The sequence below is a fragment of the Nocardia sp. NPDC056564 genome (assembly GCF_042793755.1).
GTDB lineage: Bacteria > Actinomycetota > Actinomycetes > Mycobacteriales > Mycobacteriaceae > Nocardia.
In genome coordinates this window covers 209,365-230,162 of the sequence record NZ_JBHTUR010000004.1, presented here as the reverse complement: position 1 = coordinate 230,162, position 20,798 = coordinate 209,365, and the positions used below count along the sequence as shown (strand labels likewise).

Annotated in this window: 24 protein-coding genes, 1 tRNA gene and 1 pseudogene; 11 read left to right on the top strand and 15 right to left on the bottom strand. The window is 67.4% G+C overall.

Annotated features, from left to right (window positions below):
• Window positions 1–25: 25 nt before the first annotated feature.
• Window positions 26–670: a YqgE/AlgH family protein gene (locus tag ACFQ9K_RS12430; RefSeq protein WP_378715371.1), complete on the bottom strand. Its 645-nt coding sequence runs from the start codon at window positions 668–670 to the stop codon at window positions 26–28.
• 114 nt (window positions 671–784) lie between these two features.
• Here ACFQ9K_RS12430 and ACFQ9K_RS12425 point away from each other — a divergent pair, with 114 nt between their 5' ends.
• On the top strand, window positions 785–1,546 hold the full coding sequence (locus ACFQ9K_RS12425) for a lysophospholipid acyltransferase family protein (RefSeq protein WP_378715374.1): 762 nt from the start codon (window positions 785–787) through the stop codon (window positions 1,544–1,546).
• Here the strand turns inward: ACFQ9K_RS12425 and ACFQ9K_RS12420 are convergent.
• The gene (locus ACFQ9K_RS12420) at window positions 1,540–1,851 is read right to left on the bottom strand and encodes a GNAT family N-acetyltransferase (RefSeq protein ID WP_378715376.1); all 312 of its coding nucleotides are present in this window, start codon (window positions 1,849–1,851) and stop codon (window positions 1,540–1,542) included. The genes ACFQ9K_RS12425 and ACFQ9K_RS12420 overlap by 7 nt on opposite strands.
• Before the next feature lie 206 nt (window positions 1,852–2,057).
• Between ACFQ9K_RS12420 and ACFQ9K_RS12415 the strand changes: the two genes are divergently transcribed.
• A complete protein-coding gene (locus ACFQ9K_RS12415) occupies window positions 2,058–3,626 on the top strand; it encodes an alpha/beta hydrolase (protein ID WP_378715378.1) in 1,569 nt (522 codons plus the stop codon).
• A gap of 53 nt (window positions 3,627–3,679) precedes the next feature.
• Here the strand turns inward: ACFQ9K_RS12415 and ACFQ9K_RS12410 are convergent, their stop codons facing one another.
• From ACFQ9K_RS12410 to ACFQ9K_RS12400, 3 genes are all read right to left on the bottom strand, one after another.
• A complete protein-coding gene (locus ACFQ9K_RS12410; RefSeq protein WP_378715380.1) occupies window positions 3,680–3,802 on the bottom strand; it encodes a hypothetical protein in 123 nt (40 codons plus the stop codon).
• 77 nt (window positions 3,803–3,879) lie between these two features.
• Entirely contained in the window at window positions 3,880–5,382 is a 1,503-nt protein-coding gene (locus tag ACFQ9K_RS12405) for a hypothetical protein (RefSeq protein ID WP_378715383.1), read from the bottom strand.
• A gap of 11 nt (window positions 5,383–5,393) precedes the next feature.
• Window positions 5,394–5,738, bottom strand: coding sequence for a hypothetical protein (locus ACFQ9K_RS12400; RefSeq protein WP_378715386.1), 345 nt, complete (start codon window positions 5,736–5,738; stop codon window positions 5,394–5,396).
• A gap of 266 nt (window positions 5,739–6,004) precedes the next feature.
• Between ACFQ9K_RS12400 and ACFQ9K_RS12395 the strand changes: the two genes are divergently transcribed.
• Window positions 6,005–6,694: a nitroreductase family protein gene (locus tag ACFQ9K_RS12395; protein WP_378715388.1), complete on the top strand. Its 690-nt coding sequence runs from the start codon at window positions 6,005–6,007 to the stop codon at window positions 6,692–6,694.
• Window positions 6,695–6,800: 106 nt separating this feature from the next.
• A complete protein-coding gene (locus ACFQ9K_RS12390) occupies window positions 6,801–7,163 on the top strand; it encodes a hypothetical protein (RefSeq protein ID WP_378715391.1) in 363 nt (120 codons plus the stop codon).
• A 191-nt stretch (window positions 7,164–7,354) separates the two neighbouring features.
• Here ACFQ9K_RS12390 and ACFQ9K_RS12385 read toward each other — a convergent pair whose 3' ends face one another.
• The 3 genes from ACFQ9K_RS12385 to ACFQ9K_RS12375 all read right to left on the bottom strand — a co-directional run bounded on the left by ACFQ9K_RS12385 (window position 7,355) and on the right by ACFQ9K_RS12375 (window position 9,145).
• The gene (locus ACFQ9K_RS12385; protein ID WP_378715393.1) at window positions 7,355–7,699 is read right to left on the bottom strand and encodes an MmcQ/YjbR family DNA-binding protein; all 345 of its coding nucleotides are present in this window, start codon (window positions 7,697–7,699) and stop codon (window positions 7,355–7,357) included.
• Between the two features lie 64 nt (window positions 7,700–7,763).
• Window positions 7,764–8,246: a peptidylprolyl isomerase gene (locus tag ACFQ9K_RS12380; protein WP_378715395.1), complete on the bottom strand. Its 483-nt coding sequence runs from the start codon at window positions 8,244–8,246 to the stop codon at window positions 7,764–7,766.
• Window positions 8,247–8,347: 101 nt separating this feature from the next.
• On the bottom strand, window positions 8,348–9,145 hold the full coding sequence (locus ACFQ9K_RS12375) for an ArsR/SmtB family transcription factor (RefSeq protein WP_378715398.1): 798 nt from the start codon (window positions 9,143–9,145) through the stop codon (window positions 8,348–8,350).
• A gap of 133 nt (window positions 9,146–9,278) precedes the next feature.
• Here ACFQ9K_RS12375 and ACFQ9K_RS12370 point away from each other — a divergent pair.
• The 4 genes and pseudogenes from ACFQ9K_RS12370 to ACFQ9K_RS12355 all read left to right on the top strand — a co-directional run.
• A pseudogene (locus tag ACFQ9K_RS12370) lies at window positions 9,279–9,758 on the top strand (ATP-binding cassette domain-containing protein); the annotation flags it as partial.
• A gap of 362 nt (window positions 9,759–10,120) precedes the next feature.
• Window positions 10,121–10,198, top strand: a tRNA-OTHER gene (locus tag ACFQ9K_RS12365).
• 33 nt (window positions 10,199–10,231) lie between these two features.
• Window positions 10,232–11,083: an ABC transporter permease gene (locus ACFQ9K_RS12360; RefSeq protein ID WP_378715401.1), complete on the top strand. Its 852-nt coding sequence runs from the start codon at window positions 10,232–10,234 to the stop codon at window positions 11,081–11,083.
• Window positions 11,073–11,315, top strand: coding sequence for a helix-turn-helix transcriptional regulator (locus ACFQ9K_RS12355; RefSeq protein WP_378715404.1), 243 nt, complete (start codon window positions 11,073–11,075; stop codon window positions 11,313–11,315). The genes ACFQ9K_RS12360 and ACFQ9K_RS12355 overlap by 11 nt, the downstream gene beginning before the upstream one ends.
• Here ACFQ9K_RS12355 and ACFQ9K_RS12350 read toward each other — a convergent pair whose 3' ends face one another.
• Window positions 11,316–12,197 (bottom strand): NAD(P)-dependent oxidoreductase, encoded by an 882-nt coding sequence (locus tag ACFQ9K_RS12350; protein ID WP_378715406.1) that lies wholly within the window; start codon window positions 12,195–12,197, stop codon window positions 11,316–11,318. It lies immediately after the preceding gene.
• 143 nt (window positions 12,198–12,340) lie between these two features.
• Here ACFQ9K_RS12350 and ACFQ9K_RS12345 point away from each other — a divergent pair, with 143 nt between their 5' ends.
• On the top strand, window positions 12,341–12,691 hold the full coding sequence (locus tag ACFQ9K_RS12345) for a winged helix-turn-helix transcriptional regulator (protein WP_378715408.1): 351 nt from the start codon (window positions 12,341–12,343) through the stop codon (window positions 12,689–12,691).
• Window positions 12,692–12,719: 28 nt separating this feature from the next.
• Here ACFQ9K_RS12345 and ACFQ9K_RS12340 read toward each other — a convergent pair whose 3' ends face one another.
• Window positions 12,720–13,847: a glycerate kinase gene (locus ACFQ9K_RS12340; protein WP_378715411.1), complete on the bottom strand. Its 1,128-nt coding sequence runs from the start codon at window positions 13,845–13,847 to the stop codon at window positions 12,720–12,722.
• A 150-nt stretch (window positions 13,848–13,997) separates the two neighbouring features.
• Between ACFQ9K_RS12340 and ACFQ9K_RS12335 the strand changes: the two genes are divergently transcribed.
• Window positions 13,998–14,444 carry a nitroreductase/quinone reductase family protein gene (locus tag ACFQ9K_RS12335; protein WP_378715413.1) on the top strand — a complete coding sequence of 149 codons (447 nt, stop codon included), beginning with the start codon at window positions 13,998–14,000 and terminating at the stop codon, window positions 14,442–14,444.
• 18 nt (window positions 14,445–14,462) lie between these two features.
• On the opposite strand, the gene aroQ is transcribed toward ACFQ9K_RS12335, so the two are convergent.
• Window positions 14,463–14,903 (bottom strand): type II 3-dehydroquinate dehydratase, encoded by a 441-nt coding sequence (aroQ, locus tag ACFQ9K_RS12330; protein WP_378715415.1) that lies wholly within the window; start codon window positions 14,901–14,903, stop codon window positions 14,463–14,465.
• 60 nt (window positions 14,904–14,963) lie between these two features.
• Entirely contained in the window at window positions 14,964–15,575 is a 612-nt protein-coding gene (locus ACFQ9K_RS12325) for a hypothetical protein (protein ID WP_378715417.1), read from the bottom strand.
• 397 nt (window positions 15,576–15,972) lie between these two features.
• Here ACFQ9K_RS12325 and ACFQ9K_RS12320 point away from each other — a divergent pair, with 397 nt between their 5' ends.
• Window positions 15,973–17,652 carry an NTF2-like N-terminal transpeptidase domain-containing protein gene (locus ACFQ9K_RS12320; RefSeq protein ID WP_378715419.1) on the top strand — a complete coding sequence of 560 codons (1,680 nt, stop codon included), beginning with the start codon at window positions 15,973–15,975 and terminating at the stop codon, window positions 17,650–17,652.
• Between the two features lie 10 nt (window positions 17,653–17,662).
• Here ACFQ9K_RS12320 and ACFQ9K_RS12315 read toward each other — a convergent pair whose 3' ends face one another.
• The 3 genes from ACFQ9K_RS12315 to ACFQ9K_RS12305 form a co-directional block, all read right to left on the bottom strand.
• Window positions 17,663–18,043 (bottom strand): DUF3054 domain-containing protein, encoded by a 381-nt coding sequence (locus ACFQ9K_RS12315; RefSeq protein ID WP_378715421.1) that lies wholly within the window; start codon window positions 18,041–18,043, stop codon window positions 17,663–17,665.
• Window positions 18,044–18,154: 111 nt separating this feature from the next.
• Window positions 18,155–19,234 carry a YbhN family protein gene (locus tag ACFQ9K_RS12310; protein WP_378715423.1) on the bottom strand — a complete coding sequence of 360 codons (1,080 nt, stop codon included), beginning with the start codon at window positions 19,232–19,234 and terminating at the stop codon, window positions 18,155–18,157.
• Window positions 19,235–19,238: 4 nt separating this feature from the next.
• Entirely contained in the window at window positions 19,239–20,759 is a 1,521-nt protein-coding gene (locus ACFQ9K_RS12305; protein ID WP_378715494.1) for an adenylate/guanylate cyclase domain-containing protein, read from the bottom strand.
• Between the last annotated feature and the right edge of the window lie 39 nt (window positions 20,760–20,798).

Genomic DNA, 20,798 nt, shown 5'->3' with positions numbered 1-20,798 from the left:
AAACGGTTCAATGAGAGCGCACATCTCAATTTCGTTCGAGTTCGATCGGGTGGGTGGCCAGCAGCGACAGCGGCAGCGGCTGGCGGCGCAGCACGTGCGCCCAGAGGTCGGCGCGGCCGGTGCTGATCGGGTCGGAGGGCAATGCGGACAGCACGATCCAGTCGTCGTTCTCCAGCTCGCCCTCCAGCTGCCCGAAGGTCCAGCCCGCGTAACCGGCGAAAATGCGGATGCCCTCGACCAGCTGCCCGATCTCCTCGGGGTCGGCGTCCAGGTCGACCAGCACCACGCGGCCGTCGATGCGACGCAGGCCGGAGATGCCGTCGATGCTCGCGCCGACCCGCACGGTGCCGAGGCACAGCGCCGCGTCCCGCTTGACCGGACCGCCGATGAACAGGGTGCGCGGCGCGGCCGCCACCTCGGTCCAGCGGGGGAGCACGTCGTGCACGGCCGTATCGCTCGGCCGGTTCAGCACCACGCCGAGGCTGCCCGCCTCGTTGTGCTCGATGATGTAGACCACGGTGCGCCGGAAGGTGGGTTCGGCCAGTTCGGTCGCCGACACCAGCAGGGTGCCGGCGCGCACCACCTGCTCGCCGTGCCGGAAATCGCGCCGCTTGCGGTCGCCGTGCCCGCCGCGAGTTTTCCGATCATCCGGGTCGTCTGCGCGTGCCACTCGGACATCATCGCAGTTGTTCGGGCGATATGCGCTTCTGCTGACCAGTTCGGTGTGCTGAATTTGGCTCAGGGGCCGATGCTGGGTGCTTGTGCGCGTCGTAGAGTCCGTGTCATGGAACCGCCCGAGGTGCGCCTCGAGAACAGCGACACCGTGTACGACTTCTATCTCGAGCATCGGCAGAATCGGCTGAAAGCCTGGGGTGCGTACGCCATTCTGGGGCGCCGCTACTATCCCCGCGTCGCCTACGCCGAGGGTGCGCGGGCCGGTCTGCGGGCGGCGATCCGGCAGGGCAGGCCGCTGTTGATCTCGATCAATCATCTTTCCGAGAACGATCCGTACACGGTCGCGGCGGCGGCGTGGCGCAGCGCGCTGCGTCCGGTGATCGGCCGGGTGCGGGTGCTGGCCAAGGACGAGCTGTTCGAGGAACCCGAGCAGCGGCGCAAGATCGACATGATGGGCGGGATCCCGGTGTTCCGCGGCAAGGACCACGGGATTCGGGCCGTCAATGCGGCTGGTCAACGGATGATGGACATCTGCGCGCAGCGGATCGCGCGCGGCGACGGGGTCGCGGTGTTCCCGGAGGGGACCTGCAACGAGGTCGACCCGACCCAGGTGCAGCCGGTCGGTAGCGGCATCGGGCACATCGCGTTTCGCGCGATGAAGCTCGGCGTCGAGCCGGTGCTGGTCTCGATGGGCCTGAGCTACGGGCCGCGGGCCGACCCGGCGGTGCAGCCGGACAAGGAGGAGGCCAAGTCGGCCAGCTTCTATTTCGGCGTGCCGATCACCGAACTGCCGGCCAAACCGGGCGATATCGCGCGGCTGGTGCGCACCGATCTGCAACGGGCCCTGGACGGGGCGGTCGCCGCCTACTGAGGCAGGTTCAGGCTGTCGCGCGCCCAGTGCGGGACCATCACCAGATATTCGGGGCGGGTCTCGATGAAGTGGTGCACCATCCGGCACATCGGCAGCGCGCCGAGTTTGTCCTGGGCGGTGCTGTTCAACGCCGCCTCGACCAGCACGCGGCCATAGCCCTGGCCCTCGTAGCGGGGGTAGATCTCGGTGTGCACGAACGCGCGTTCGGACTGGGTGTCCTGGTATTCGACGTACCCGGCGTCGTCACCGTCGACATAGAGCTCGAAGCGTTCCAGCGCGGTGTTGATACGGACCTCCGTCGACATGGCTCGACGCTACTCCCGTGCGACGGCATCCGCGCATTCCACGACACATATCGCCGCGCCCGGCCGTGGCCGGGGAAGGGCCCGCCGGGGCGGGCCTGACCGGCGGAATCGGGCGATCGACTTGTTTGTCGCTCGCGCCCTGCGCAGAATGCTCTTGATCGGGGTCGCGCACGCACGCGTGGCGGCGGCCCGTGGAGGTACGAAACATGATGAAGGTACGGCTGTTTTCGCGGGCGGCGGCCGCCATGGCCGGGTGCCTGCTCGGCGGATCGATCGTGTCCGGCCCGGCCGATGCCGCGCCGGCCTTCGGGGCCTGTCCGGCGGGTTCGGTGGTGGCGGGGCACGGTGTGCAGTGCGCTGTCGTCGACGTGCCGATGAATTACGCCGATCCGGACGGGGCGAGGATTCAGCTGACCGTCAGCCGGATCGCCGCGACGGGCGAGCGGCGCGGCGCGATCTTCGCCAATCCCGGTGGGCCCGGCGCGGATGGGCTGGACTTCTGGGGTCAGCGGACCGATGTGCTGCCTGCCGAGCTGAACGCGCATTACGACCGGCTCGCGGTGCAGCCGCGCGGATTGCGCTGGGCCACTCCGCTGGAGTGCGCGACCGAGAACGGCGGGCGGGTCTCGCTCGGCGGCGGCGATCGCAATGCCATCAAAAAAGCCTGCGATACCGCGCATCCCGGTTATCTGGACACCATCACCACCGAGAACACCGCCAGGGACATGGATGCGGTGCGCGCCGCGCTCGGGCTGGACCGGATCAGCTATCTCGGCACCTCGTACGGAACCTACCTGGGTGCGGTGTACGCCTCGCTGTTTCCGGATCGGGTCGAGCGAATGGTGTTGGACTCCAATGTCAATCCCGACTGGGTCTGGACCGAGGAATTCGCCCAGCAGCAGATCGCGGGCAAGCAGCGGCTCGACGATCTGTTCGCCTGGATCGCCGCGCACAGCGGCGAATACCACCTCGGCGACACGGCGTTGCAGGTCTACCAGAACTGGGTGCGGATGGCGGTCGACCAGGGCGGGGGCTGGTACGCCAACCTGACGCCGCCGCCGGCCAGTCTCGCCGACCTGCCCGGCTCGTTGCCCGAGCCGCTGGCCGAGATCGCCCGCGACGGGTACACCGGCAGCCTCGAGCAGGCCGGCAAACTGCAGAATCTGTTGCGCACGTTGATCTCTCGCGGCGCCACCACGCAGGGTCCGTTACTCGGCGCGACCTCGGTCGCCAGCTATACCCGCACCTATTGGCCCGCTTTCGCGCGGGCGATGGCCGAAGCGATGGCCGATCCGTCGAACGTGCAACGGTTGCGCACCATCGAGGGCGTCACCTCGACCGACTCCACCGGGCAGTTCGTATTCGCGGCGATCACCTGCAACGAGAACGCGATTCCCGGGCGACTCGAGGTGATCGGCTCGGCAATCGCGACCATCGCCTCCGGTGGTGACGCCATGGACGCGCGCGCCGATCTGGTCCGGTCCGGAATGGCCTGCGGGGCTTGGAAACCCGTCACCGCGCCGGTTCCGATCAGCGGGGCCGGGCTGACGACGCGACCGCTCGTGCTCCAGAGTCGCCACGACGCGCTCACCAAATACGAAGGAGGACCGGCGATGTCCCGTGCGCTGAACGGTTCGCTGATCACCGTCGAGGGTGGGGATCACGGGAACTTCGGCCGCGGCAACCGGGTGGTCGACGACGCGGTGCTGACCTACCTCGACACCGGTCAGGTCACGATCACCGAGGCCGCGGAGGCGCCGCTGCCGGCGCGCTGAAACTCCACTCGCGCTGCGTGCTTCGGCTTCCGCGAAGCACGCAGCGCCGCAGGTCAGTACGTGCCGCCACCCTGAAAGACCTGAAGTGCGTTGAGTACCAAGAACAATGGACCGTACAGCGCGGTCGCCAACGGATCTCCGTTACGCTGACCGGCCAGGATCCAATCGAAATTCATCGAGCCCATCGTCTTTTCTCCCTTTGCTGGTAGTGACAGGGGGTTTCGCGGTTACTCGGTGACGTGCGGAGTCCGCTTCACTTCTTGTTCTTCTTTTTCTGTTTCGGCTTCGGCAGCTCGCACGACTTCTTCGAGCCCTTGGCCGTGCACTTGTCGCCGGTGCCCGCGCCGCCGATGACCGTGCCGTTGTTCGTGCCGGTGACGGTGATGACGTCGTTGCCGCCTTCCCCGTTGACCGAGTTCTGCTTGGATTTCAGGTTGTTGACGGTGATCCGATCGGCCAACGGGCCGCCGCGCACCTTGGCCTGGCCGTCGAGGTCGGTGACCTTGATGATGTCCTTGCCCTGGACCGGTGCGTCCGGATACCCGTCGCCCCACACCTGGCCCATCTTGCCGACGAACCCGACGGTGATCTTGTCGTTGCCACCCCAGCCGTTGATGATGCTGTTGTGCCACTTCAGCTCGTCGCCGTCGCCGCGGACGACGTCCTCCGGGCCGTTGACGCTCTTGACGTTGATGATGTCGTCACCGTCATCGCCCAGTACGCCACCGGAATTGCCGACCATGTCCACGGTGATGGTGTCGTTGCCGGACCCGCCGTCGGCGGAACTGGCGGATAGGCCGCGCAACGGATTCTTCTCGCCGGGGCCGTTGATGCTGGTGACCTTGATGATGTCGGCACCCTCGTCGCCCATGGCCGCCGTCGCGCCCTCCAGGGCGGTGACCGTCAGTTCGTCGTTTCCCTGATTGCCCCTGAGTTTCCCGAGACCCGTGATCGGTCCCTTGGTGGCGAAGATCTTGTCGTCGCCCTCGTTGCCCTCGACGTATCCCGTGTTCATACCGTCGACGGTCAGGGTGTCCGGACCGGGTCCACCGGCCATCAGGCCGAGGCCGTTGACGTTGCCCGCGTGCATGGTGTCCGCGCCCGCGCCGCCGTACATGCCGTCGGCGGTCTCCGGGTCGTCGAAGTGCGCGCCCGTCGCCACCCAGCCGGCGTCCATGCTGTCGTCGCCGTCGTCGCCCGCGACTCGACCGGCGATGACCTCGACGCTCTGCTCCGGGTGATCCTGGTTGTTCCGGACGAAGCCGAGGGTGCCGACGGTGATCCGGTCGTTGCCCGGGCCGCCGCTGACCTTGCCGCGCTCGCTCACATTGCCCAGCGGAACATCGCCGCCCACCTTGTTCTGGCAGGCCGAATCCCGCACGCCGCCACCGATGGTGATGGTGTCGTTGCCCGGGCCGCCTTCCACCACTCCGCCCTTCTCGGCCGCCGCGCCGACTCTGCCGGTGCAGATGAACTTGCCGACGTCGTAGACGGTGATGGTGTCGTTGCCCGCGCCCGCGCGGACCGCCGCCCCCTCCGGTACGTCACCCTTGATCAGAATCGTGTCGTCGCCGTCCGTGCCCTCGACGATGTCGCCGCTGGTCAAATTGCCGCAGGTGATGGTGTTTCCGTCGGCGGTGCACCCCTTGGGCAAGGGCGCCGCGGCCTGCGCCGGAACCGGCCAGAGGGCCAGCGCCAGTACGGTCAGCGCGGGTGCGCACGACCAGCGCCACACCATGTTTGTCGATACGCGCATACCCGTGGCCGCTATTTCCGGGTCGAATCATCTATCAGCGGATCGCTGTCCCCGTCGGCCGGATCGCCGGCGTTTATCTCCGCCTCGGTGACGAATTCGTTGGGCACGTCATCGGATTGGATGTCGCCGTCGAGCGCTCCCTCGTCGATGGCCTCGTCCGTCGCGGTCGTGCCCGAATCGTCGGAGGCCGCGCCGTCGTCGATCCGCGCGGTCGGGTCGCCCTGCGGAACGTCCGCGCAGGGATCGGTGACGCACACCGCGGGCAATGCCGCGGCCTCCGCCGGAACAACGAACGCCGCCAACACGATCGCGGCGACACCGGACCACCGGACGGCGGTAGATCGTGAAACACCCATGCCAAAGAACCCCTATTTCTCGGTCGAATCACCCTCGTACACCAGCCGGGTACCTGCGCTCGCCCACACCAGGAACCCACAACGAACGCGCACACCGAGTGCGCTTGCCCCGCATCGCGTTACCCGCCGGACCACCGGCGCGAACACCTCTGTATTCGTGGTCGGCCGCGGCGGGGATGGGTGTGGATCGTGCTTTGTCTGGCTGGGTGGACGGTAAGTCCGTCTCGGTATTGCCTGCCCAGTCGGCGCGGATCACACTGCAAACCATGACCACCTGGATGCCGCTGCACGGCCGCCCGTATACGCCAATTCCCTACCACCCGAACCGGATTCCGGTCACGGAGGCGCTGGCCACGTCGGCCGCATTCCGGGCCAGGATGGACGAGCGCCGTACCGTGCGGATGTTCTCCACCGACCCGGTGCCGGAGCAGTTGGTGCTCGACGCGATCGCGGTGGCGAACACCGCGCCGTCCGGCGCTCATCAACAGCCGTGGACCTTCGTGCTCGTCGAGGACCCAGACGTGCGCGCCCGGATCCGCGCGGCAGCCGAGGCGGAGGAGCGGATCTCCTATAACGGGCGGCTCGGCGAGGAGTGGTTGTCCGCGTTGCGGCCGCTCGGCACCGACGAGCACAAGCCGCATCTCACCGATGCGCCATATCTGCTGGTCGTCTTCCAGCAGCGCTTCGGCCTGCGCCCCGACGGCACCACCTACAAGCATTACTACGGTGACGAATCCGTGGGGATCGCGGTGGGCATGCTGCTCACCGCCCTGCACATGTCCGGCCTGGCCGCCCTGACCCACACTCCGAGCCCGATGAAGTTCCTCGCCGAGGTGCTGAATCGCCCGCGCAACGAGAAGGCGTTCGCCGTGGTTCCCATCGGTTATCCCGCCGACGATTCCATGGTCCCCGATCTGGTGCGCAAGACAATGGACCAGGTCCTCGTCCGAATTTGAGCGCGCCGCAGCGGATGCCCCCTGATTTGGGGGCAGCGAATTCAGTGGGCTCCCGTAACATTCCAGCGCGCCGTACCGACAGCACACTGGAATAGGAGGAGTTCATATGAAGAAGACAATTACCGCCGCCGCCCGGGTCGCGGCCGCCGGAGTTTCGGGCCTCGCCTTCGTCGCGATTATCGGTTCCGGTAGCGCCCAGGCAGCGCCGCAGGACTGCGCCGTTCAGCGCGACCTTTTCGGTGCGTCCGCCGTCTGCCAGCCCGACGGCGGCAGCAATTACGTCCTGCACGTCGACTGCTTCGGCCTCTATGCCAGCGGTCCGTTCCCGCTCTACGGCGTCGGCCCCTACAAGGTGCTCAGCTACCCCTTCACCCCGGACGGCCAGCGCGTTTCCACCGCCTGCACCGGTGTGGGCCCCGGCGTGGTCGCCCTCGCCACCAACGCCTACGTAGAGATCTACCGCGGCTGAAACCGGACAGAATTCAAGGCCGTCCGCCTGATTCAATTATGGAAATTGCTCGAATAGCGTGACCGGCGCGCAGCCGAATTTCGGCAATTTCGACAGGATGCGGCGCTGTCCCGAAATGCCCGGTGCCTGCGGTGCATATACCGAAGGCGCCGGCCGGGACGGCGCATCCTCGATTCGGTCTCCGCCCCCGATCACGATGGGGGTGAGTGCATTTCGGCGAGATCCGCGGGGGCGGACAGGCGCCAGGCCTCGAAGACCAGTTCGGCCAGTTCGTCCAGATCGAGGCCGGCCAGGTGGACGACCACCCAGCCGAAACCGCCTGCGGTGAACTGTTCTTCGAAGACTTCGGGGCGTTCGGAGACCAGGGCTTTTTGTTCGGAGAGTGTCTGTTTCAGGCCGACGGTCTGGGTGCGCGGCCAGTAGTAGCCGAACAGTTTGCCGCGCACCTTGTAGGACGTGTACCGCTCGCCCTTGGTGCTCTGCACGTCGGCGAGTTGGTGCACCACCCGAACGAACTCGTCACTCTGCACTGCCACCGCGGACCCCTCAAAAGTCGGACTCCGCAATATACCCGGGCCGGTGGATCGGCAACGGGCCTGGTCAGCGGGTCACGGTGGCCGAGGTGAGCACGACGGGCTGGATCGGCACGTCCTGGTCACCGGTCTTGACCTTGCCGATCTGGTCGACGACATCGTTGCCGCGCGAGACCCTGCCGAATACCGCGTAGCCCCAACCGTCTTGACCGGGGTAGTCGAGGAAGGCGTTGTCGCTGGTATTGATGAAGAACTGCGCCGAGGCGGAGTGCGGGTCGGAGGTGCGGGCCATGGCCACGCTGTAGGTGAGGTTCCGCAGCCCGTTCTTGGCCTCGTTCTCGACCCGGTGGGGCGCGGGCTTCTCCCGCATCGTCCGGTCCAGTCCGCCGCCCTGGATCATGAAGCCGTCGATCACGCGGTGGAAGATGGTGCCGTCGTAGTGACCACTGTTGACGTAGGTCAGGAAGTTTCGCACGGTCTTGGGCGCCTTCGTCTCGTCGAGTTCGAGCTCGATGTCACCCATGGAGGTTCGGAGCAGGACCTTGACCATGAATTCCCCACTTCGTGCGACAGGCTCAGTCCCGCAGTCGCCCCCGACGGGCGCGTGCTCCAACCGAGCTGGACTCGGACCCGTGCAGCTTACCGGGGAACCTACATGCTCAGCTCGGGCAGTACCGCGCCGGTCTCCAGCAGGGACTTGAGGTTGGACAGGATGCTCGGCCAGCCGCCGCTGATCCCTTCCCGGACAGCGCTGTTCGGCGGAAAACCATCGTGCACGACGGTCAGTTTGACCACGCTGTCGCCGACCTGCTCGAGTTCGAAGGACACCTGGGAGCGCGGCTCGCGGCGCCAGGCGGCGACGTCGTCCGGGTTCATCTCGAACGCCGCGGCGAACGCGGGATCGAAGGTGTGCCAGGTGTAGGACAACCTGTTGTACGGGTCCGCCTCCAGCACCACCTGCTCCGGGTCCTTACTGCTCCAATCCTGTTGGTGCCAGACCATTTCGGAGCCCGGCTGCCAGTCGGTATCGAAGCAGGCGCCCCAGTAGCGCTTGGTGAAGGCCGAGTCGGTGAGGGCCTGCCACAGCTTCTCCCTGGTGGTCTTGATGTAGGTGGTGTAGACGAATGTGTTGTCGCTCATGGGTTCTGCCTCCAGAACTTTCTTGAGGTCGGCGAGCGCGTGCACACGTGCCCGGTCGTAGTGGTTGATCCAGCGTTCGGTGATGGCGTTGATCGGGTCTGCGTTGAGGTAGTGCAGTTTTTCCCGGCCGCTGCGGCGAGTGGTGATCAGGTTGGCGGCCTCCAGCACGGCGAGGTGCTTGCTGACCGACTGCCGCGCCAGCTCCAGCCCCGCGCACAGCTCGCGCAAGGTCTGCCCGTTGCGGGCATTGAGACTGTCCAGCAGCCGCCGCCGATGCGGATCGGCCAGTGCTTTGAATACCTCGTCCATGTCACCTTCTCGATTTATGCAGCCGTACGGCTGCATGTTGCGAGAATAGGCAGCCGGATGGCTGCATGTCAAGAAAGACCGAGCCAGGCAAAAGCATTGTCGCGGCGAAATGTAGTAGGTATGCTACGAAAAGATGGAAACCCGCAACGGGGAGGGCCGCATGACAGTGGGGCAGGACGTCGCGCTCGACGTCGAGAAATTGCGAATGCGCTACGGAACCACCGACGTCTTGCACGAGGTGACGTTCCAGGCGCGACACGGCGAAGTGCTGGTGCTGCTCGGACCGAACGGCGCGGGCAAGACCACCACCATCGAGATTCTGGAGGGCTTCCGCGCACGGTCGGCGGGCCGCGTCGAGGTGCTCGGCGTCGATCCGGCGCACGGCGGCGAGGCGTGGCGGGCGCGCGTCGGCGTCGTCCTGCAATCGTGGCGTGATCACGGGAAGTGGCGGGTCCGGGAGCTACTCGATTATCTCGGCGCCTTCTACGCGCCCTATGGCTCCGATCGGATCCACCGACCTTGGGACACCGACGAACTCATCAAGGCGGTGGGTCTCACCGAGCAGTCGTCCAGCAAGATCAACGATCTGTCCGGCGGACAGCGTCGCCGCATCGACGTCGCCATCGGCATCGTCGGCCGCCCGGAGGTGCTGTTCCTGGACGAGCCGACCGCGGGTTTCGACCCGGAAGCCAGGCGCGAATTCCACGACCTGGTGCATCGGCTCGCTGACGACCAGCAGACCACCATCCTGCTCACCACGCATGATCTCGACGAGGCGGAGAAGCTCGCCGACCGGATCCTGGTCCTGGCCGGCGGGCGGATCATCGCCGACGGCTCGGCCGACGAGCTCTCCCGCCGGATCGCCGGTGCGGCCGAGGTGAGCTGGACCAACGACGGGCGACGGTTCGTGCACTCGACCACCGAATCGACCGCGTTCGTCTACGACCTGTTCAAGCAATACGGCGACGCGATCGGCGACCTGGAGGTCCGCCGCGCCTCGCTCGAGGACACGTACATGACGCTGGTGCGCCGGTTCGAATCCGGTCAGGTCGATGCCGAGGTGCACACGATCGAGGAGGTAGTGCGATGAATCCGATCGCGGTGGCGGTCCGGCAGGGTGGGATCCGCGGCAGGATCGAGCTGCGGCAGATGATCACCCACGGCCCCGACCTCTTCGGGCTGCTGTTCTGGCCGGTGCTCGTGCTGATCGTGCTGTTCTTCATGCGGCACACGTCGTTCCAGTCGAGCGGATTGCTGCTCGGCTCGCTCGCCCTGCCCAGCGTGATCGGTATGCTCGTCGCGCTCAACGGGATGGTCGGCATGGGCCAGCAGCTCACCATCGACCGCGAGGACGGAACGTTGTTGCGGGCCAAGGCGACCCCGAACGGCATGATCGGTTATCTGGTCGGCAAGATCATCCAGGTGTCCGGCACCGTGCTCATTCCCGGAGCCGTCATCCTGGTGGTCGGCTCGTTCATCGTCGACGGGCTCGCGCTCGACGACGCGGAGGCGTGGCTGACCTTGATCTGGGTGATGGTGCTCGGACTGCTGGCCACCTTGCCGGCCGGGGCCGTGTTCGGGTCGATGTTCGCCAACCCGCGCAACTTCGCGATGATGACCTTCCCGATCATGGGACTGATCGCCGTGTCCGGCATCTTCTATCCGATCACCTCGATGCCCGGCTGGGTGCAGGGCGCCGCCCAGGTGTTTCCGGTGTACTGGCTCGGGCTCGGCATGCGCTCGGCGATGCTGCCGGACGAGGCGGTGGTCGCCGAACTGGGGCAATCCTGGCGGACGCTGGAAACCGTTGGGGTGCTGGGCGTCTGGGCGGTGGTGGGACTGCTCGCCGCGCCGGTGATGCTGCGCCGGATGGCGCGGCGGGAGTCCGGTTCCAGCGTCGCCCAGCGCCGGGAGAAAGCGATGCAGCGTGCCTACTGAGGTCATCTACAATCGCATCGCGATGCTGCGCGCCGAGCGCGGCATCTCCCGGCGTGAGTTGGCGGAGGCGCTCGGCGTGCACTATCAGACGGTCGGCTATCTCGAGCGCGGCGAGTACAGTCCGAGTTTGCATCTCGCACTGCGGATCTCGGCCTACTTCGAAGTAGCGGTGGAGGTCGTCTTCGCCACCGAGCCCTTCCCACGGCTCGGCTCCGCCACCGAAACCGGCTGACTACGCCTGCCCGCCGTGCAGCAGCGCGTAGGTCGAGACCACCGCGCCCTTCTCCTCGCTGGCGGCAATCGCCTTGCGCCACAACGACTGTGCGGTGTGGGAGAACGTCGCGTCCACGCCGACCTCCTCGCTGGCGTCGATGATGTGCTGCGCGCCCGCGTCCATCATCTTCAGGCCGGCCAGCGTGGCCCAGCCGCCGTTCTGGTTGGCCACCGAGAACTCCTCCATGAAGTAGGGGAACGCGGCGGCCGAGCGCACGGCGAACGGAATGAACTGGGCGATGCTGTGCCCGGAACGGTCGATCATGGCCGTCGCCTGGTCGAACGCGAGCAGCCACGGATGGAAGATGGTCAGCAGCGCCTGGTAGTAGACCTGGGCGAGACCGTCGTCCGGGCCGAGGTACTCCTGCGGGCTCAGCGGGCGCAGCAGTTCGGCGTGCGCGTCGAAGACCTCGCGCGGTCCGCTGTAGAAGATGTACGACGCGGGATGGGCGATATTGTCACCCGCCGACATGACGCCGCCCGAAATGAACTGCGCGCCACGGGAACGAACCCACTCCGCACCCTTGCGGGCCTTGTCCGGCGAATCGGAGGACAGGTTGGCGATCACCTTGCCGGCCAGCTGATCGGTTGCCTGGCCGAGCACGTCGTACATGGCGGCGTAATGGGTGAGGCTCAGTACGGTCACCTCGTTCGCGGCCAGCGCCTCCGCGACCGTCGCGGCCCGCTTGGCGCCGAGCTCGACCATCGCGTCGACCTTGTCGGTGCTGCGGTTCCACACAGTCACCTCGACGCCTGCGTCGAGGAAGGCGCGGACCATCGACTGGCCCATCGGCCCGAGGCCGACGACGGAGACGGAGCGGGGGGTGGTCTGATCGGACATGGTGTGTCCCTTCGGTTCTCGATGTGGTGGTGTCGGCGCCGGATTCATGGTGCGTTGCCGCAGGTAGAGTCGGGAAGACCGAACGTTCAGGTGTGGTTGCTTACCTGGAGGTTCGAAATGAGGTCAGAAGGAGTGCGGTGGGCATGAGTGGTGACGCGGATCACGACGTGTGCGGCATGTCCGTGGCGATCGATGTCGTCGGCGGCAAATGGAAGCTGCACCTGATGTGGGCGCTCAGCGCCGATCCGATCCGGTTCGGCGAGCTCCGGCGGCTGCTGACCGGGGTCAGCGAGAAGGTGCTCGCGGAGAATCTGCGCCAGCTCGAGGCGAGCGGCGTGGTGCACCGGGAGATCTATCCGGAGGTTCCGCCCCGCGTCGAGTACTCGCTCACGCCGCTCGGCGAGGAGCTGGCCGTCGCGTTGCGCCCACTCGAGCAGTGGGGCGACAAGCATCGCGCCGAACTGCTCGGCAATCTGCTCGCGTCAGCGAGCTAGCGCCGTAATCGGTTGCGTCACAGTGACTTTATCTGGTCAGGTACTGCTCTGCTAGCTGTGCGCCGACGCGCCGCAGCAGTAGGCTCGCGTCGGCGATCGAACGGGCGGGATCCGGCTCCAGGTCGGTGAGGGCATAGCAGGCGGCGAAGCCCGCGGCCCGAATCTCTTCGGCGGCAAGGAGTGTGCGACCGACGACGGCGATCACCGGGATGCCGGCCTTGCGTGCGGTCTCGCAGACGCCGATGGGCGCCTTGCCGTGCAGGCTCTGGATATCGAGCGAACCTTCGCCGGTGACGACGAGGTCGGCGCCGTCGAGCAGGACGGGGAAATCGAGGAGTTCGAGGATCACCTCGATGCCGCTGCGGACCCGCGCGCCGAGCAGGGCGAGCGCGCCGAAACCGGTGCCGCCCGCGGCGCCGGCGCCCGGCTGGTTCGCGAAGTCGGGTCCGGCCAGGCGTGCCCAGGTGGTGAGTGCGGACTCCAGGGTTTCGAGATCGGCTGTGCCCGCGCCTTTCTGGGGTGCGTAGACCGCGACGGCACCGGATGGACCGAGCAGCGGGTTGTCCACGTCGCAGGCCAAGGTGAAAGCAGCGGAGGCGATTCCGGGGTGCAGGCCGGCCAGGTCCAATCGATGGGCGTGTGCCAACACCGCACCGCCGTGCGGTAATTCGCGGCCATCCCGGTCGCGAACGCGGGCGCCCAGGGCCTGTGCCAGGCCCGCGCCACCGTCGGTGGAGGCGCTGCCGCCGAGCCCGATGACGATGTCGGTGGCGCCGTGGTCGAGGGCGTGCGCGATGACCACGCCCAGGCCGAAGGTGCTCGCGCCGAGCGGATCCGGTCGGCCGCCGGGCAGTTTCGCCAGGCCGACGACCGTGGCCAGCTCGAGCACGGCGGTCGCTTCCTGCCTGGCATACGAGGTGTGGCCGAGCACCCCCGTGGGGCCGGGCGCGGTCAGTTCGACCCGGGTCCACCCGGCCGCCACGAACGCGTCGACGGTCCCGTCGCCGCCGTCGGCCACCGGAACTTGCCGGATCCGCACCGCAGGCACGACCCCCGCGATGCCGTCGGCGAGGGCCGCGGCCACCTGCGGTGCGGTCAGCGACCCCTTGAACTTGTCCGGGGCAAGCACAACCCGGCGAACACCCTCGCGCGTCATCCCCACATTGTCGGGGGCGTCGCGGTCTACCGCGCGTCGGCCGGGCCGAACTGCGCGAACGGAAAAGAGAGCAGTGCTCTTGACTTTGCCCTCGCAAAAGTGGAACACTTATCGCAACAGAGAGCAGTGCTCACTAAGAGGAGTTAGACGATGGAACACAGCACCCGCTACATCGGCCCGGCCGGCCTGGACCCGATCATGAACCGGATCGTCAACTGGCTGCCCCGGCTCGGAATCGGCGTCATGGGTTCGCGGCTGCTCGCGGTCCGCGGCCGCAAGAGCGGGGAGTGGCGGACCACGATGGTGAACCTGATGGTCCGCGAGGACGGCGCGCGTTTCCTGGTCGCCCCGCGCGGACACACGCAGTGGGTGCGCAACCTGCGCGTCGCCGGCGGCGGCGAACTGCGCCTCGGCCGCAAGGTCGAGGAGTTCCGCGCCACCGAGATCGCCGACGCGGACAAGGTCCCGCTGCTGCGGCTCTACCTGCAGAAGTGGGGCTGGGAGGTGGGCAAGTTCTTCGAGGGCGTCACCAAGAACGCGACCGACGCGGAATTGGCCGCCATCGCACCGGGATTCCCGGTCTTTCAGATCGACTGAGCAACGGGCCGGGGGCGATCAGGCCGAGCGCACCAGGAATTCGATGGCCGCCGCGTACCCCTGAATCCCCATCCCGGCGACCACCGCGGTCGCGATCGGCGAGATGTAGGAGTGCTGCCGGAACTCCTCCCGCGCGTGCACATTGCTGATGTGCACCTCCACGATGGGGAGTTCCGGGATCACCAGCGCGTCCCGCAGGGCCACCGAGGTATGGGTGAGCCCGCCGGGATTGATCACGATGCCCGATTCCACGCCGCGCGCCGCGTGGATCCGGTCGATCAGCGCGCCTTCGGAATTGGACTGGAAGGCGGCGACCTCGCGGCCGTAGCGGTGCGCGGTCTGCCTGCACAGCTCGACCACGTCGTCGAGCGTCGCAGACCCGTAGACCTCCGGCTGACGAGTGCCGAGCATGTTCAGGTTCGGGCCGTTGAGAACCAGGATCGGACCGGGTGCGGACATGTCGGCAACTCTAGTCAGTGCCGGCTGTGCGGCATGCCCGGCGCCCGGTCACGCATACCGCTAGAGTCCCTGCGGCCCTTCGGCGCGCAGGTCGTCGACTTTGCGCATGGCGCCGCGCAGTTCCTCCAGCCAGGATTCCGCGTGCTTACCCGCCAGTTTCACCGTCCAGGCCAGCGCGTCCGCCCGCGAGCGCGCCACGCCCGAGTCGACGAGCGTATCCAGAACCTTTCGTTCGGGCTGCCGCAGCCTGGTCATGACCGGAACGGCCAAGTGGGTGAACAGCACCCGCTCCTCGCCCACCGACACGCCCCACGCGACGCTGCGTCCGTACCGGCGCTGCGCCTCGTCCGCGATCTGCATGCGGGCCGAGCGGGTCGATTCGCGGAAGCGCGAGATGGCGCCTTCCTTCGTCGCCTGCGGAACTTCCTCGGTCGGCGCGTCCGTGTCGCCTTCCGCAGGGGCGTCGGCCGGAGTCTTCTCCGGCCGGTTGATCGGCAGTTCGCCGATGACCACGATCTCGTCCCGGTCGATCTCGATGACAGGTGGACCGGCGAACCAGTCCGCGGGCAACCTGCCCGCGAACCAGTCCGGCGCGTCCGCGGGATCCGGCAGGTCGGCCTGCTGCCAGCCGCCCGGTCGTCCGAAACCCCGTCCCCGGTGTTCGTGTCTCATGAGGGGATCACCTACTTACTTTTCAGTGTTGCTTACATTGATTACAAGATTACGACGTAGTTGATGCCAATGGTTCCGCTCTGTGCGAACGGAGTTCGCCACTGGTTAACGGGGGTGATTCGCGGTTCGTAGACGCTCACTCTGGGTACTCATTGATCCGAAACGCCGAGTCGGGCAGTAAGTGCACAACTTTGCGCAAGGCCCCGGTACGGTAGCGGCGCCGGTTGTCGCCGTAGCACTGGACAACGATCGTGACGGGTCCCCCGAGACGGGAGATTTCGGGCACAATTGAGATGCTGAGCATGGGTAACGTCCTTGCGGCGTAGGCACCGCAGACAGGTCTTTTTCAGGTACGGTGGTCTTGTTACTGGAGTGACAAGAGTGAAGAGTGGGCGACATGGATGTCTGGGGATCCCGCCGCTTTCGCGTCCGGGGCGCTATGGCACTCGCGGGGGTGGCGGCGCTCGCGATCGCGATGGGATCGTGCGGCGTACACGAGGGAAAGAATGAGGCCGAAGCCGTAGTCGAGCGCTTCACCGAGCTGTTGGACAAGCAGGACTACGTCCATGCTTCGGAGCTCACGTCCTACCCTTCGGCGGCTTCGGCAACGCTGAAGCAAATGTTTGCCGGCCTGCAGCCCGGCAAGGCGGACTACAAGAAGACGCAATACATCGGCCTCGACTCGGAGGCGGCGATCTTCAGCATGGACGCCGACTGGAACTTCGGCGACGGCAAAAACTGGACCTACAGCGTGCAGGGCAACGTGCGCAAGCTCGCCATCGGCTGGCGCATCTCCTGGGACCCCGCCATCGTCATGCCGCAGCTCGACCACAACCGCACCGTGCGCCTGGTGCGTACCGAGCCTGCGCCCGCCCCGCGGGTGAACGACATCGCCGGCCAACCCCTGATGACCGAGCAGACCATCAACGTGATCAAGCTCGACCCGGCGAAGATGCCCGACCCGGTCGGCTCGACCGACGCGCTGGCCAAGGCGATCGAACCGGTCGCCCCGCTGATCACCGGGCCGTCGCTGATGCAGCAGGTGGCCACCTCGCAGGGCAAGCCGGTGGTCGCGGTGAACCTGCGCGAGCCCGACTTCGCCATCCTGGAGAAGGACATGGCGCCGATCCCCGGCGTGGTCATGGAGAAGCAGCCCCGGCTGATCTCCGCCGACCGCCGGGTCTGGTCGCCCATGCTCGACGCGCTGCGCAAGGTGCAGCAGGAAAGTCAGCAGCAGCACTCCGGCTGGGGCGTGCAGATTTTCGAGCAGGACGGCCGCTTCGTCGGCCAGCTGGCCGGCATGCAGGGCCCGCCCGGACCGGACATCGCGGGCACCATGGACCAGCGGCTGCAGCGCGCGGCCGAGGACGCGGTGGTCAGCGCGGCCACCCCGGCCTCGATCGTGGCCATCCAGCCCTCCAGTGGCGCGGTCGTCGCGGTCGCGCAGAACACCCAGGCCAGCGAGCACGGACCGGTCGCCTTCACCGGCCTCTACCCGGTCGGCGGCAATATCGAGCTGTTCCGCAATATCGCGGCGGTCAGCAAAGGCAAGGCCCCGCACGAGATCTCGGCCCAGGAGGCGGCCGAGGCCGCGACCACGCTCGGCGTCGGCGTCGATTTCAAGGTGCCGGGGCTGGACGAGGTGACCGGGCGGCTGGCCGTGGCCGGCCGCAGCGCCGAGCAGGTCAAGCAGGGCGGCGGCTCGGATGCCGTGCTGGCCAGCCCGTTCGGCATGGCGATCGCGGCCGCCGCGATCGCGCGCGGCGAGGTGCCGCCGCCGATGATCGAGGTCGCGCGCCCGAGCACCACCGACGCCCAGCTCGCCTCGCTGTCCCCCGAGATCGCCGATCGGCTGCACGGCATGCTGCGCGATTCCACCAACGCGCCGGAGCTGGCCAGCCTGCGCGGCTACCGCGACGTCAACGGCTTCAGCGCGACCGCGGGACGCGACGGCTGGCTGATCGCGATCATGGGCGATCTGGCCTTCGCCATTCACATCAACGACGTGGACAGCGGCGACGCCACCGCGCGGATGGCCGTGCGGATGCTGCAATCGCTGGCCGCGCCGGAGACTTAAGCCTGCCTGCTCAATTCAACGCCTTGATGGCCGCGCGCCAGCCGAGCAGGAACAGCGCGAGCACCACGGTCGCGACCACGATGAAGCTGAACGCGGTGCCCTGACCGCTGACCACGCGCAGCAGCATGCCGCCGCACAGGGTGCCGAGCCAGACCAGAATCCCGGTGGGCCACAGGGCGGTTCCGTCGAACCGGGCGTCGCGGCCCGCGTCGCCGAACATCCGGCTCGCCGCGGCCACCGCGACGGTCCAGCCGATCGCCAGCCCGATCGCGAACGGCCACAGTGTGCGAAGTAGTCCGGTGAGCACCGCTTCGTCGTGGCTGCGCCTGCCGATCGCGCAGAACAGAATCACCAGCAGCGCATCTACCACCAACGGCACCAGTTTCTTCACGGGCGCCAGCGTAGTGGGGTGGGCCGAACCAGATGTGAAGCGCCCGCGCTGCGTGTTCGGCCATCCGTTGCCACCACCCGCTCGTCCGGCGAGCGGCGTTCGCGGCCGAATTCAGAACCGGCGCTGGGAGAATTCCTTCTCGAACTCGGCGTCGTCGTCCTGCGGGGTGCGGAACAGGAACAGGAACACGATCCAGCCGACGATCGCGACCAGGATGAAGCTCACCAGCCGGTAGACGAACGCGGCGGCGACCGCCTGCGCCGCGGGCAGCCCGGCGGCCGCGGTGAGACCGTAGATGAGCGTGGCGTCGACGTAGACGATCCCGCCGGGCGCGAACGGAATCGAGCCGACCGCCTTGCCGATGGCGAACGCCAGCAGCAGCCCGGCCAGCCGCGGGTCCGCGCCGACCGCGTAGCAGGCGGCGCCGAGGCAGGCCACGTCGGCGAACCGGTGCACCAGCGCCCACAGCGCGACCAGGGCGCCGTCGCGCTTGCCGAGATCGACCGACTCCAATTGCCCGAGCACGTCGGCGATCTTGCCCGCGCCCTGGTCGGCATGCCGCTTGCGCAGCCGGTTGACCGCGGCGAGTGCCTTGCGCAGCAGCGCTTCCAGCGATCCCGGATTGCGCGAGACGTAGTTGCCGCCCCACACCACCGCGACCACCGCGGTCAGCGACAGGATCAACTTGAACGGGCCGATGGTGCCGCCGGACAGCAGCGTGCCGCCCACCCCGAGCAGCGCCAGCCCCGCGGCGGCGACCACGCCGGAGAACACCAGCTGCCAGGACGCGACGATCGGGCTCGCGCCGAAGCGCCGGGTCTGCCGATAGGTGAATGCCGTGGAAAACACCTGCCCCGCAGGCAAGGTGACGGACATGGCGGTCGCCCCGTAGACCACCGCGACGGATTTCCGCTGACTTACCTCGACACCCCCGGCGTTGAGCAGTTGTTTCTGCACCCGCCCGAATCCGCTCATCGACAATGCCTGTAGCCAAATACAGGCGGCGACCCACCCCCAGTGAATGTCGCTGAGTTTTCGCCACGATTCGTGCAGTCGCGGCCACAGATAGATACCTTCGGCGATCAGTAATGCCAGCAGAGCGATGCCGAGCAGCCATTTGACCCACCAGAATTTGCTTCGGCTGGTGGGTGGCGACGCAGGTCCTCCTGCCCGTTCCCCGTCGGCCGTCACCAGGTCAGCCTAACGAACGCACCGTTTCGCTGTCTGTAGCATCCGGCAGGTCGACGCTGTCTTTCGGATAGGCGAGCAGCGTTTTTCGGCGCCGTCCGCGCAGCTGTACCTCGTCGCCGGTCTCCCACTTGTCCTGCTCGCTTTCATCGGCGAAATACAGCGCGCTGCCCGAAGCCAGGGTGCGCCGGGGTTGGTCTTTGGCCAGCTCGGTCAGCCGGGAGGCCTCATTGACCGGATCGCCGATCACCGTATATTCGAAACGATTTGCCGCTCCGATATTTCCGGCGACCGCAAGCCCCGCCGAGACGCCGATACCGATATCCAGTCCGGGTACTTCGCGCAGCACCTCGCGCAGTTCGCGGGCCGCGGCCAGCGCCGCGGTCGGCGCGTCCGGCCGGTCCAGCGGCGCGCCGAAGATGGCCAGCGCCGCGTCGCCGACGAACTTGTTGACGAAGCCGTTGTGCCGGTCGATCACGTCGACCACGATCCGGAAGAACTCGTTGAGCAGGCTGACCACCTCGGTCGGCGGGCGCTCGGCGGCGGTCGCGGTGGAACCGACCATGTCCACGAACAGCACCGCGACGAACCGGGTTTCGCCGCCGAGCTCGGTGCCGTAGTCGAGTGCGCGCTGCGCGACCTCCTCGCCGACGTGCTGGCCGAACAGCTCCTGCAGCTGGCGGCGCTTGGCCGCCTCCTCCATCATCCGGTTGAAACCGACCTGCAGCAGCCCGATCTCGCTGCCGTCGAACACCTCGACCTGAACGTCGCGCGCACCCTCCTGCACCCGGTCGATGGCCTGGCTGAGCTGGCGCACCGGGTCGGAGATGCTGGAGCCGGTGAGCATGGACAGCGCCAGCGCCTGCAGGATCACCACGCCGCACAGCAGCAGGATGGAGATGGCCAGCGACTGGGCGGAGAACTTCACGTCCGAGGAGATCTGCGTGATACACAGCAGCACGATGGCGATGGTGGGGGCGAAAGTGCCCATGCCCCAGGTCATTGCCATCCGGGTGCCGACGCCGGGGGTCAGGGTGTGATCGAAGGTGCCCGCGGTCAACGCGGCCGCGGCGACCGGGCGCAGGATGCGCTCGCCGAGCATGTAGGTGAAGCCGAACACGATGGTGGCGGCCATGCACAGGGTGACGATGACCGCGCCGGCCAGCTTGGGTTCGTCGGTGATGATCAGCAACGCGAGAATGGCGCCGCCGATCAGCCACAGCGCCAGATGCAGGATGGCCTGCCGCAGCGGAGCATGCAGCGCGGCCATCTGCTCCTGACGGCTCGGCGGCCCGCCGCGCATCTGCCAGCGCATCACCGGGCGCAGCATCAGCGCGGACGCGGCCATGCTGAGCAGGCCGCCGGTCAGGAAGACCAGGGCCGGGATGAGTAGACCGGTGCTCCGGGCGCCGTCGTGCGCGCCCTCGGGCACCGGCAGGCCGTACTGGATGAAGGCCCACACCAGCACCGCTCCGAAGGCGTTGGCCAGCAGCATCGAGGTCAGGTACAGCGGCCAGCGCGTTCGCATGGTCTGTTTGACCGCTTCCAAGGGCGCTGACACAACCAA